This is a genomic window from Pollutimonas harenae (assembly GCF_004153685.1).
Classification (GTDB): Bacteria; Pseudomonadota; Gammaproteobacteria; order Burkholderiales; family Burkholderiaceae_B; genus Pusillimonas_C; species Pusillimonas_C harenae.
The window spans coordinates 1027400-1039667 of record NZ_SDQD01000001.1 but is presented as its reverse complement, the minus strand read 5'-3'; the positions used below and the strand labels follow the sequence as shown (position 1 = coordinate 1039667).

11 protein-coding genes are annotated in these 12268 nt (G+C 53.2%); 3 read left to right on the top strand and 8 right to left on the bottom strand.

Annotated features, from left to right (window positions below; genetic code table 11):
* Positions 1-127: 127 nt before the first annotated feature.
* Genes ERD84_RS04910 through ERD84_RS04890 form a run of 5 tightly spaced genes read right to left on the bottom strand, consistent with a single transcriptional unit; the run spans position 128 to position 5659 of the window.
* On the bottom strand, positions 128-1249 hold the full coding sequence (locus ERD84_RS04910) for a glycosyltransferase family 4 protein (RefSeq protein ID WP_130038485.1): 1122 nt from the start codon (positions 1247-1249) through the stop codon (positions 128-130).
* 3 nt (positions 1250-1252) lie between these two features.
* Entirely contained in the window at positions 1253-2056 is an 804-nt protein-coding gene (locus ERD84_RS04905; RefSeq protein WP_130038484.1) for a glycosyltransferase family A protein, read from the bottom strand.
* Positions 2050-3135 (bottom strand): glycosyltransferase, encoded by a 1086-nt coding sequence (locus ERD84_RS04900; protein WP_280634394.1) that lies wholly within the window; start codon positions 3133-3135, stop codon positions 2050-2052. Before ERD84_RS04900 ends, ERD84_RS04905 begins: the two co-directional genes overlap by 7 nt.
* A 26-nt stretch (positions 3136-3161) precedes the next feature.
* Positions 3162-4439 carry an oligosaccharide flippase family protein gene (locus ERD84_RS04895; RefSeq protein WP_130038482.1) on the bottom strand — a complete coding sequence of 426 codons (1278 nt, stop codon included), beginning with the start codon at positions 4437-4439 and terminating at the stop codon, positions 3162-3164.
* A complete protein-coding gene (locus ERD84_RS04890; protein ID WP_130038481.1) occupies positions 4439-5659 on the bottom strand; it encodes a hypothetical protein in 1221 nt (406 codons plus the stop codon). The genes ERD84_RS04895 and ERD84_RS04890 overlap by 1 nt, the downstream gene beginning before the upstream one ends.
* A gap of 329 nt (positions 5660-5988) precedes the next feature.
* On the opposite strand from ERD84_RS04890, the gene ERD84_RS04885 reads away from it, so the two are divergent.
* Together ERD84_RS04885 and ERD84_RS04880 are read left to right on the top strand one after the other, a co-directional pair.
* Positions 5989-7260, top strand: coding sequence for an exopolysaccharide biosynthesis polyprenyl glycosylphosphotransferase (locus ERD84_RS04885; protein WP_130038480.1), 1272 nt, complete (start codon positions 5989-5991; stop codon positions 7258-7260).
* A 220-nt stretch (positions 7261-7480) separates the two neighbouring features.
* Positions 7481-8686 (top strand): O-antigen ligase family protein, encoded by a 1206-nt coding sequence (locus tag ERD84_RS04880; RefSeq protein ID WP_167667250.1) that lies wholly within the window; start codon positions 7481-7483, stop codon positions 8684-8686.
* Positions 8687-8741: 55 nt separating this feature from the next.
* Here ERD84_RS04880 and istB read toward each other — a convergent pair whose 3' ends face one another.
* From istB to ERD84_RS04865, 3 genes are all read right to left on the bottom strand, one after another.
* Positions 8742-9512, bottom strand: a complete 771-nt coding sequence (gene istB, locus ERD84_RS04875) for an IS21-like element helper ATPase IstB (protein ID WP_130038478.1) — start codon at positions 9510-9512, stop codon at positions 8742-8744.
* Positions 9509-10522, bottom strand: a complete 1014-nt coding sequence (istA, locus tag ERD84_RS04870) for an IS21 family transposase (protein WP_130038477.1) — start codon at positions 10520-10522, stop codon at positions 9509-9511. The genes istB and istA overlap by 4 nt, the downstream gene beginning before the upstream one ends.
* Before the next feature lie 232 nt (positions 10523-10754).
* Positions 10755-11645, bottom strand: a complete 891-nt coding sequence (locus ERD84_RS04865) for a DMT family transporter (protein WP_130038476.1) — start codon at positions 11643-11645, stop codon at positions 10755-10757.
* A gap of 323 nt (positions 11646-11968) precedes the next feature.
* Here ERD84_RS04865 and infA point away from each other — a divergent pair, with 323 nt between their 5' ends.
* Positions 11969-12226: a translation initiation factor IF-1 gene (gene infA / locus ERD84_RS04860; protein ID WP_013744218.1), complete on the top strand. Its 258-nt coding sequence runs from the start codon at positions 11969-11971 to the stop codon at positions 12224-12226.
* The last annotated feature ends 42 nt before the right edge of the window (positions 12227-12268 follow it).

Genomic DNA, 12268 nt, shown 5'->3' with positions numbered 1-12268 from the left:
CTGCTAAATAGTAGCGTTAAAAGTCAAAGTTAACTCTAATTTTGAATGTTATGTTCTGTTATTTTTGTGATCCGCTAACACGAACTCGCCACTCTCACACTGTACTTGGAAACCAGCCAAGGCCATACTATTTCAGTAGATACCCCATTAATGTCTTGTTAATGCTTCGTACATCAAAATCGCGCTCGGCTATTTCTCTGCTGGCTTGCCCCATGACAGAAATCTGTTCTGGCGCGTCAATAAATCGACACATGGCCGACGCCAAAGCATCAACGTCACACACAGGCACAATATAGCCATTAACGCCCTCTTCAACCGTCTGCCGACAGCCCGGCACATCGGTGGTAATCACCGGGCGGCCCATGGCCATCGCCTCTTGGGTACTTAGTGGGACCCCTTCACGGTAGGACGGTAGTACAAAAACACTCGCTTGCTCTATCCAGGATCGCACAGGTACATGCCCAGGCCACTGCAGCACCCCCTCGTCCACCCACGCCTGCACCTCTAGCCGACTCAAGCCGCCTGGATTCGTATCCAAGCCGCCCAACAGCACGAATTCCGATTGCGGATACTGCTGCAATATCTGTCGGGCAGCGGCCACATATTCAAAAATGCCTTTTTCGCGCAGCAAACGCGCCACCAGCAGAAAGCGAATGGGTGCAACCACGGGCGGCGCAAGCCGCCACGCGTCCAGGTCTACGCCAATACCTCCCAGCAAGGCAGCGCGCCCAGCCGGCACCAGGCCCAATCCAACGAACTCACCCAGATCATCAGGATTCAAAAAAATGACCCGATGCGCACGCTGAAGCGCAAACCGATATAGCTTCTCGACCATGCCACGCAATGCTCGGCGGCGCCATGTTTGCCTGCTCGTAGTTGTTGTAAAGACATAGCCTGCACCTTCCACCATGGCCACGCGTCTGGGCACACGGGCCAGCCATGCAGCCACCGTACCATACACCATGGGTTTGGTTGAAAATGAAAACACCACATCTGGACGCAGTCGTCGTAAGGTTCGTGTTAAGCGAGCTACATCCCTGACATCTCGTAGGGGGTTCATACCCGTGCGCTGCAAGCCATAATCCACCGGTGTAGCACCCCGCGCTTGTAGCGCACGGCGAGTAACTGCATCGTAATCGGGTGCTAGGCAATACACTCGATTTCCCGCCTTCACCAAATCGCGGATAAGAAGGCCGCGAAAATTCAAGAGCGACACTGCGTGATGCGCAATTATCACGATAGTTTGCATGGGCTATTCACGCCCTCCATGCGATGTCTTGCATAGACAATAAATCAAGCATTGGGTGCTGCGTACCATAGCCTTGATCTTACCCAGCCAGTGCGGTTCCCGGGCAATCTGCGCCCAATAGAATAATAAAAATCCGCGTGGGTGCCGCTTCAAATGTTGAGCAAAGTTCCGGGTGTAGCCGTCGTCCAGGTATTCGCACCAATACACTATGCGATCCAGATAGAACCAAATCTGCCCCTGATCGCTGATCTTGTTCCAGATATAGAGCTCAGGTACGAATTTTTCACCGCTTATCACGGGGAACGGCAGTAATGCCATGGTGTCGCGATGAAAGATATAGGCCAAATCCCCTTGCACCATACGACCCACCCGAGTCGGCGTGCTAGCGAACGGCATTGGCATATCGTGGCATTCTCGCCCCAACAGGCGTCCATTCAGATCTCCCCTGCGAAAACACAGGCCTACCACCGACTGCTGTCCGGCTATGTTGCCCAAAGCGTCGGCCACAACCTGGGTGGCGTCGTTGGTCAACAGATCGTCGCTATCCACAATAAACACCCAATCACCATGTGCCGCGACAACACCGGTGTTCAGTGCAACGTGCTTGCCACCGTTATCCTGCCTGATCAGGCGAATGGGGAAGTCGGCTTCATGCTCCAACGCGGCAACCCAGCTTGCCGTATCGTCGGTGCTGCCGTCATCGACAATCAGCCATTCGAAATTCCGGTTACGCTGCGCCAGCAGGCTTTGATAAAGCCTGGGTAATGTATCAATTCGGTTATAGGTTGGCGTCAAAATGGTCAACATGTGTAATCACCACTGTAAATCTTCAACCATCTGTCAATGACCTGGTCAATATTCAACGTGTTTTCAACGTGACGCCTTGCTGCGGTAACCATGGCCTGTGCTTGGTGTGGCGCCATAGACAATGCTTGGATCAAACCTTGTCTGAGTGCCGCTTCGTCGCCTACTGGCACTAAAAACCCGATGCCACCCATGACTTCGGCTACACCACCAGCATCTGTTGCCACCACTGGAGTCCCGGACGCCATAGCTTCAGCTACCACTAGACCAAAGCCTTCAAAGCGAGACGATAACGCAAAGACATCTGCCGCATGCATCAAATCGGGCACATCATGCCGCGCTCCCAATAGCGTTACGCGCTCATCCAGTCCCAACACAGCCCTTTGTTGCATCAACTGCTCACGCAAGGGACCATCGCCCGCGATCCACAGCTCGGCCTGCGGAAAGTCGGTCGCCAGCCCAGCAAAAACCCTCAATAAAGCAGCATGATCTTTCTGCTCAGCCAGTCGCCCTACGGACAACACCAATTTTGCTTCCGGCTTGGGAAACAAACGCTGGCGAGCGTTTTTCCGTAAATCAGGATCGTTAGAAAACTGCTGCGTATCAATTCCGTTCAGTACTGGTAGCATTCGCCCTTTCGGGACGGCCCCTATATGCTCGAAGGCTTGGACAGCTTCGCGACTGACGTTGGTGGAAATACTAGCCAACCTATCGGTCAGGCGGTACGCCCAGGTTACACCCCGTCCACCCTCTACCGTATTATGTGCCGTGCAAACTAGGCGTGGCATGAAGGTCACCAGACGGAGCAGCCGAGTGACAAGATTGGCATGCACCATATGGCTATGCACCACATCGGGCCGCCACTGCTTAATCAGACGCCGAAGGCGCAGGCAACCACCCAGCATTCCCAGGAACGATTTTCGGAAGTACAAAGGGTACAATCCCACCGCCGCCTCTTTCGGAAACTGCGTGGCATTATCCACAAAATAGGCAATGGCAACCTGATAACCACGCACGGCCAAACGGTCTGCCAGGTCAACCACCTGCCGTTCTGCCCCCCCCAACCGCAAACCCGTTGCCACCAGCAAAATTCTCAATATCACCCCTGCTATATTTCTTGCTGATCGGTTGCCCGACCTTTTTTGACTACGCGTATCAACATGCCCGTCAACACCACTAATAATATGGCCTCGACAACCAGTAAACCCACCGCCATACCTAAGCCGCCGTACGGTACCGATAGTCCGGCACCTACCAATACCGCCAAAATGGACATGATCGATATCGCATAACTAGCGGGCTTGGCATGCCCCGTCGGTATCAACAGAATGAGCGTGATGCTTTGGTTAACGATGCGTAGGGGCACTACGCCAATCAGCATATCGTAAATCAGTTGCGATCCCGCGAACCCACTACCAAGCAGTACACTTAACGCCCAGGGTCCCAGCCAAATACCCAGACCAGTTCCCAATACTGCCAGCACGGCAATGGCCGTAATCGTGATCAGTGGTGCACGCAAAGATACCGCATCGCTCCCAACCGCCAAGCGCCTCGAAAATATCGGGAATACCGCCATCAAAAAAGGCATGGCCAGACTAGTCATGCCTTTGATCAGTTTTTCAGGCGGGCCGAACTCGCCTACCGCACGCTTACCCGAGCTTAACCCCAACAACACCGGCACGGCCGACATGACTAGATTGCTGGCGCTACGATAGACAAAAAAATGAAAACCATCTCGAATTTGGCGCCATGCACCACTAATATCCCACGATACGGCACCGACTTCGCATCGACACCACCACATTGTCAGGCTGGTATTAAGCAATGGCGGAATGGCCAAAAGTGGCAAAGCCAAGGCAAAGTCTTGAGGGCCGCGCACCCATACCGCCAACAACGCCAAACCACACAAACGCAACACGACGTCCAATAGGGCTGGCCGCACCATACGCTCTTGACCCTGAAAATACCACATGGGGCTAAAGCCGAAAGCAAAGAAATAGGCTAGAACGAAAGCTACCAGCCCGGTGTGGCCCAGATAGGCATTCGCCATGCCTGTAGCCCAAACCAGCAGCATGAGAGCCACCACTGGTCCTGCTAGCAGCAGCTTGGCCAGCACCACCTGAGAAAATAGTTTATTCAGTTCCTCTGGACGTTGGTCGGCCACCGCCACCTGCTGCGCCGCATTGATATTAAAACCGTACTCAACCAACAGGGAACACGTCAACGCCAGAGCCTGACAAAAAAGAATTTGGCCATACTGCTCCACCCCCAGTGCACGGGCCAAGATGGGGATTTCAAAAATGGGTACCAAGTAAGACACCAACTGAACGGCGTACATGGCACTTGCATTACGCGCCACCCCCGCTTTGGCTGAGGCAGTTGGCATTACGCGGCCTTGGCTGGCGCCCAAGCAAAGGCCAGCATCACCATTAGGTAGCCCCACTCAGACATTTCAGTTGTAAAAGTGTTCAACATAAGTGCCATGACATAACCCAAGGCCGAACCGGCTACCGCCACTACATAATAGTCTTGCTTCGAGTCAACGGCACGTCGCATGACCCTACGGATGGGCAAACAAGCAGCTAACACAAAACCCAGCATACCCAGCAGCCCGAGTACGCCAAAATCACCTAGCGCTGCCAGGTAGGCATTATGTACTGGCATAATCGTGCCACCCTTAACTTCCGTTGCTGTTTTGCCAAAGCCACAGCCTACAGGCAAGCATGCAATTGATTGCTGAACCCCTACCCGCAGCAGTTTGATGCGCGCTGGATCACCTTTGCCAAACCGTGTTCTGAAGGTCTTTGTGAAGCCACCTTCGATTTTGTTAATTAAAGACGCTGCTCCGGTCACCGCTTGGTTGGTGGGCCGCTCTTTTGAAAATTGATTCTCTCCAATGCTTAGTATCAGCATTGCAGCAGCTATTAGGAGCAGTAACCACCAACGAGATTTTTTGAACAATGACCACCAACCATGGCCCCACCCCAAAAAAACCAACAACCCAGTCAACGTAGCCAACACAACAAGCTGAGCCGTCCGGCTGCCGTCAAGCATCACGAAGCAAGCGCATAGCGTAGCCATCAGTGCGTTGATCTTCCGAGCTTTCGGGCGCACTATGAAGTCAGATACAAAGAGGGGTAGAAACAGCGCCCCGACCTTCCAAAGGACCCCATAAGCCGCCAGACTGGAACCGTGACGACTGCCTATCGCAAGCACCCGATTTACATCCACCGTCAGGGCCAGGCTTACAGCCATTAAACCCACAACCCAATAGAGTGCTGTCATAAGCTGCCGCCATTGCGCACGCAGCACCATCCACCACATTGCGACAAATATCCCCGCAATCACGATGATCTTTAGTGCTTGATAGATAGTCGCACCATCGTAGTTGACTACCCCTGCAATCACCATGCCCAGTAGTAAGACACCGTACGATACAGAGATTATTAATGGTGGCCATGATTTAGCCCAGGAGCCCGCCTGCGGGCGCATCAAGACTGCAGTAACGGCCGCCCACAGCAACCACGCCGCCCAATAGCCGAGCGGTGTAATTAAATCCCTTAAACTACCTGCAGCCATTAACGCTAGCGGTACCACCAACAACATGGTAGAGAACCATGACCTAACCATGGCACAACTTACTTGGCATATATTCTGGAATCCATTACGTTACTCAGATGCTAAGGAATACCGTTGAGATGCTTTATTACGGTTAGCACATAGAACGCCCACGAAATGAGTTGAAAATTCTAGCATGGTGGATCGTTCCGCTAAGCTTTTGTCAGAAACGAACCACACAAATTGATACAATTAACACCCTGAGAACGCGCATCTATGCTTACGGCCACTACTTGAAAAACATGGCTTCCTAAAATTCTCACATCTTCAAGAGCATTTTCGGTTCTTGAATTACCGCATTAACTAAACCGGATCCCATGGCTAGACTACGTCACCGTCGGCACGACAAACCTTACGAACTTTTACTGCTATCGCCTTTTTTTCTAGTCGTGATCGGCTGGGTTTTAACAGTCGCCTTGCCTTCGTTCGCATACTGGGGAAGCGACGTATTTCTGAATCCGAATAATGGACAAAAACAAGCCCTTATTGTATCTAGCAGTGCGCTAGTGATTGCCAATTTTAGTATTTCGCGCATTATGGCGCGCTTTCCAGGCGCGCGCAGTGTTGGTTTGGTCGTCCCGCAAGTGGTTGCTATCTACCTGCTAGCTGCGCTAATCCCACTGATTTTTCACACTGAAGTATCACGATTTTTGCTGGGTTTCAGCGCGCTGATGGCTATTTTATGGTTTCAAATTGAAATTATATTAACTGAGCGCTATCGAAGACCTAAGTTGGCTGTTGTAGATACGGGCCACGCGGGCGAGCTCTTGAGTCTGCGCCACGTGGATGCTCGGGCATTAACCGAGCCTGATCTACAAGGTGTACGCTACGATGCTGTCGTCGCCGATTTTGAATGTCTGACACCGGAATGGGAACGATTTCTTGCTCAATGTGCCTTAAATCGTATACCCGTGCATAACGCCCTGTCCGTGTACGAATCCGTGACGGGGCGCGTCCGTATCAACCGAATGTCGGAAAATGATCTAGGCTCTTTATTACCCTCACGCTTGTACGGGCTGACCAAGATTGTTATGGATTGGAGCCTGATTCTAGCCTCGCTCCCTGTTACCTTGCTGATTGTCGCCGTTGCAGCCTTGTTGATTAAGCTGGAAAGCCCCGGGCCTGCATTCTTCACCCAAACCCGAATTGGGCGCGGCAACCGGCCTTTTACCATTTACAAACTGCGCAGCATGCGGTTCGATCAAAACGCCTCCACGCAGTTTGCTGGTGAAGAAGATCCGCGGATTACCCGAATAGGACGCGTTATTCGCAAATATCGTATAGACGAGTTACCCCAATTCTTTAATGTGCTAAAGGGTGACATGAGCCTGATTGGCCCACGGCCAGAGCAGCCCGCCTTTGTGCAGTATTTTGATCAGGAGCTGCCTTTTTACGTTTATCGGCACGTGGTCAAGCCTGGGATTACAGGTTGGGCACAGGTGCTACATGGTTACGCCGACAATGTTGACCAAACGCGTGAGAAGATCGAGCATGACTTTTACTACATCAAACACTGCTCATTGTTTCTGGACATTTTTATATTACTCTTGACCATCCGCACCATGTGTACGGGTTTTGGAGCACGATAGCAAGAGGCATCTCCCTGACTCTGGCTATTGACGAAATGCTTTGCACTAAAAGACCGCAGGGGTCACCTGGCGTAACAATTCAGGAAGAGGGATTCGAACGCACTATCCAGCACAGACTACAATAGCGCCCTGCTCCTCAAAAAACCCCAACAACAGCTTGATACTTGCCGTGGATATTAAAAGTAACCGATATACACTAATTATTTCTTTTAGTGTTTTTTTGTTTTACGCTATAAATCAGTCGGTACCGTCGGGCTCTTCCTATGGTTCGGCGCTTTTGCTGCTAACCAGCTTGCACTACTTGGCAGAACGTCCAGCACTGCGATTAAGCGCAGAAGACAAAGCCATTGTTTATGCTCTAGCATGCTTTTTTGCCGTGGCTGCTTTGGTGTTTATATTGCACGACAACCCTTTGCCTACGCTCGACTCCCCAAGCCGTTTTTTGCTTGCCATACCCATTTTCTTGCTGCTGATTAAGTATCCGCCAAGACAATCCTGGTTGTGGGCAGGAGTGGCGATCGGCGCGTATTCCGCTTTTGGCGTGGCTCTGTGGCAGCAGAATGTATACGGATGGACCGATGTTGACGGCTTAAGCAACGGAGTCCGCTATGGGGGCATTTGCACCATTTTAAGTGTGCTGTGCGTGGCTGGTCTGCTTTGGGCACAACGCAGCAATGTGCGACGCATATGGCTGTGGAGGCTACTCCTAGCTTCAGGCGCGCTGGCGGCTGCCTATGGAGCCATTGCTTCGGGAACGCGCGGCGCCTGGATTTCTGTACCTGTGGTGTTTATATTGTTCTGCGCAGGCTTACTAAGCAAACGTAATATGTACCTCGGCTGTACCCTAGCTGTGGCGCTGTTGGTAGCAGTCAGCACTTGGTATGTCGCCGTACCGAACAATCCAATCCGGGCGGGTTACGAACGCGCCACCGAAGACGTTAGCCAATACTTTGTTCATCGCAATACCAGCGGATCAATAGCTGGGCGCCTCGAGGCATGGCGCGCGGTCTTCATCAACTTTCCAGAGAAACCTATATTGGGGTGGAGCGTTAAAGACTACAAAGCGCGACTTGAACAGCAGGTAGCAGCCAAAGAACTCGAACCTATCGTTCTGACAATCCCGCACACACACAACCTGTATACAGAAACCTTGCGGTACCAAGGCATTGCGGGTTTGGTCCCCATCCTGGCGCTATTCATATTCCCTTTTTGGTTCTTCTGTAAGCGGCTAAGATCGCGCACCAGGAACGTACGCATTCTGGCTATTGCCGGCACTAGCCATCTGACCGTGTTTGGCATATTAGGCTTGTCGCATACCGTGCTGTACCGCAATGACACCTTGCTGTTCTTCTTTATTACATTGATGGTAGTGTGGGCATGCATGAAACGGGAAGAGGCTTTAGTGTCAACGCCGGTTGAAATCTGACCCACTTTCGTCGGAATCGTCGGAGTAAATCTGACCCACCCCGGCATCCCGAAATTTAGTTTCTTACCTTGATGTTCCCAGCCTTTCGTTTGTCTTTAAGCCGGTAGCTTTCGCCGGCAATTTGCACGATATGGGCGTGGTGCAGCAACCGATCAAGCAAGGCGGCGGTGAGGGTTTGGTCTTCCGCAAAGCATGACGACCATTGGCTAAAGGGCAGATTGCTGGTGACGATGATGCTGGTTCGCTCATAGCGCTGAGCCACCACGTTGAAGAAGAGGTTTGCCTCCTCCCGCCCAAAGGGCAAATAGCCGATTTCATCAATGACCAACAGTCGCGGCCCTATGATGGCGCGATTGAAGTACTGCTGGAGCCGATCTTGTTTATGCGCCGTGGCCAGTTGCATCATCAGGTCGGCGGCAGTCAAGAAGCGGGTTTTAATGCCCGCCATCACAGCTCGGTAGGCCAAGGCCTGCGCCAGGTGGCTCTTGCCCACCCCGCTCGGGCCCAGGAACACGACGTTCTCGGCACGTTCGATGAAGGTCAAGGCTGCCAGTTCTTGAATCTGACCACGAGGAGCGCCACTTGCGAAGGCGAAGTCATAGTCTTCGATGGTCTTGACCGAAGGCAGCGTGGCGATCTTCATTAATGCAGCACGTTGACGCTCGATACGGGCGTCGTTCTCCATACCCAGGAGACGCTCCAAGAAGTCGCTATGGCTGGCGTCCTCGCGGGCGCACTGCTGAGCAATGGCGGGCCATTCACTACTGATCCGGTCTAGCTTCAGGACATCACATAGCTGCTCGATACGATTGTGTTGGAGGTTCACGTACGCACCTCCAGCAACTCGTTATAGACAGACAGCGGGTGCTGGAAGCTCTCCAACGGTAGAGGCCGGTGTGAAGCTGCCGGCACAAGGATGCCCTGGTGCTGCTGGGGCAGCGGCAGTAACGTCAATCGTTCCTCTTGCAGTCTCTCGGCGGGCCGCTCCCGGGTCGTGCCGTGCAACCGTTGGTCGGCCACCTCAGTCAACCATCGACCAATGTGAGCGTTCGCTGCCGTTGCATCGAACCGCAGCCCAGCCTGCTTGAGCGTAGCGGCCAGCGGTACGCAGAAGCTGCCCTTCAAATAACCGTTGAAGCGTTCGACCTTGCCCTTGGTCTTGGCCCGATAGGGCTGGCAAACACGCGGGGTAAAACCGAACTCCTGGGCGACTGCCAGCAGTCCGCTGTGCCAACGGTGGTGACCGTCGCCGTATGCATCGCGCTCGATGATGATGGCACCAGCGTTATCAAACAGCACGTGCTGAGGCACACCGCCGAAGTAAATGAAGGCCTGCCGCAGACATCCGAACCACGTATCAGCGCGCTCATCGGTGGTGAACCGTACCCAGCTGGATCGGCTGTACCCCAGTGTGGCGACAAAAGCCAACAAAGGATCGCGACCACGCCGGATATGCGTGAAATCGGCCTGCATCTGCTTGCCTGGTGGCGTCTCAAATCGCACGACCGGCTCCGGCTCCCGATGCTTGTAGCCGTTCAAAAATTCCTTGAGCTGGGTCACACCGCCCGGATAACCGAGTTCCTGAATCTCTAGCAGCAACACTGCTGCCGGAATCCAGTGCGGGCGAGCCGCTTCGATCCGTCCACGCAAATAGTCCTTGAATGGATCCAGCTTCGTTGCCCGCGCCTCGCGGGGCCTGTACTGCTGGGCTTCAGCCTCACGCAAATATCGCCTGATGGTGTTGCGTGAGCAGCCAAGCTGCTTGGCCATCTCTCTAATGCTGACGCCTCGACGCGCCATTACCTTGATCTCCACTGCTTGCTCCTGAGTCAACATTGTCGGTGGCCAAAAAGCCACCATCATTGCCCAGGTGGGTCAGATTTACTCCGACGGGGTGGGTCAGTATTACATCGGCGCTAACACTTTAGGGGTTAACTCTTTCGCAGCTGAATCATAGTTTCCGTCTGAACGCAGCCATTCACTGCAAGCAATTAGCTGTAGTAGCGCAAACCAGTCGCTCCGTACGCTGCACTATACCTCCGGCTCCGCCAATATTTATCGATAATGATTATCTCCGTGTACCCAAATAGGTGCCTAACAATATCCCCACCATGCCCACCACATGCCACATGGTGAACGGCTCTCCCAACCACAGCAGGGCAAACGTCACCCCAAACACGGGTATCCAGTACTGAAAGACCGATGTGCGCGCCACGCCCAGCTCGGCAATGGCTTTATTCCATAGCATATTGCACAAGGCCGTGGGCACAATACCGGCAAAGGCCAGTAGCAGCCAGGGCCACAAGCCACTGGCCAGCAGCGTTTCGGCATTCAGGACTACGGAATCGTCGAGCAGCATGTGTATGCACAGCAGAACGGCACCCACGGTGTAGATAAAGCTGCTGATGAACAAGGCATGAAACTGCCGCGCCAGGCTCTGTATGAACACCCCACCCACCACAAAGCTGAACATGGCACAGAATATCAGCGCATCGCCCCAGCTTGTGGCAGACAAAGAGGCGCTTTCGCCGCTGATCACCACGGCAAACACCCCGCCAAAACCCAGGGCTATGCCCAGCAGGCGAATACGGGTCAGTGCCTCACGGAAGATAATGGCGGCCAATACCGATGCCACCAATGGGCTGAGTGCCATGATCAGCGACGAATTGGTGGCGCTAGCACCCACCATGCCGTAGGTGAAGAAGATTTGGTTGGCGTACACCATGAGCACAGCGCATAGTACAAATCGCGCCCACTGTGCCAGCGGCACCTTGCCCAGAATAATGGGCGGCTTGAGCCAAAACAACGTAATGTTGATGACCACCGCCGCAATCGCCATGCGCAAACTTGCCACCAGCATGGGATGCATGGCGCCAGTAAGCACTTTGATGGCTGAAATATTCAAGCCCCACATGGCCATGGTGCCGATCAACAGTAACTGCGTTCTGACAGAGTTCATGAGGGGCTTCAAGGGATGCCGGGTTAACCCTGAAGGTTATCAGGTCTTGACTGTTTCTGCGCGGCCTGAAAAAAGTCCCAATAACACAAGCACTTGTGTTATTATCTAAGGGTTAAATGCAGGTGTTGTCAACAAAAAGCCGTAACTCGACCCCCACCTAACGCCTGCAACCCATACGTTCTATACAGAGCGCAGCACCAAAACGCCTTTTTGGCGTCACGAAGCACCTGTCCATTATTCAACTGCCACACGCGGTTTGCCGGATGCCACGCAACGCGAATCCGGCACATGGGTGCTTTTGTTAACGTTTACAGGAACCCTATATGGCCAAAGAAGAATTGATTGAAATGGGCGGACTCGTTACTGAAGTATTGCCCGACTCCCGCTTCCGTGTAACGCTCGATAACGGACACCCCGTAGTCGCTTACACCGGTGGCAAAATGCGCAAGCACCACATCCGTATTCTGGCCGGCGACAAGGTCTCGCTGGAAATGTCTCCCTACGATCTGAGCAAAGGGCGCATTACATTCCGCCACATTGCCGGTCGCGCACCTGGCGGCCCCAGCCAGCGCCGCCGTTAATCGGCCAGCACGGCACGGCCGTTTCAGGCATTACAATCGAGC

Bases quoted from the DNA above. Each gene is read 5' to 3' on its own strand.
- ERD84_RS04910 (WP_130038485.1), bottom strand. From the start codon at position 1,249: ATGCAAACTATCGTGATAATTGCGCATCACGCAGTGTCGCTCTTGAAT.
- ERD84_RS04905 (WP_130038484.1), bottom strand. From the start codon at position 2,056: ATGTTGACCATTTTGACGCCAACCTATAACCGAATTGATACATTACCC.
- ERD84_RS04895 (WP_130038482.1), bottom strand. From the start codon at position 4,439: ATGCCAACTGCCTCAGCCAAAGCGGGGGTGGCGCGTAATGCAAGTGCC.
- ERD84_RS04890 (WP_130038481.1), bottom strand. From the start codon at position 5,659: ATGTTGTTGGTGGTACCGCTAGCGTTAATGGCTGCAGGTAGTTTAAGG.
- ERD84_RS04885 (WP_130038480.1), top strand. From the start codon at position 5,989: ATGGCTAGACTACGTCACCGTCGGCACGACAAACCTTACGAACTTTTA.
- istA (WP_130038477.1), bottom strand. From the start codon at position 10,522: ATGTTGACTCAGGAGCAAGCAGTGGAGATCAAGGTAATGGCGCGTCGA.
- ERD84_RS04865 (WP_130038476.1), bottom strand. From the start codon at position 11,645: ATGAACTCTGTCAGAACGCAGTTACTGTTGATCGGCACCATGGCCATG.
- infA (WP_013744218.1), top strand. From the start codon at position 11,969: ATGGCCAAAGAAGAATTGATTGAAATGGGCGGACTCGTTACTGAAGTA.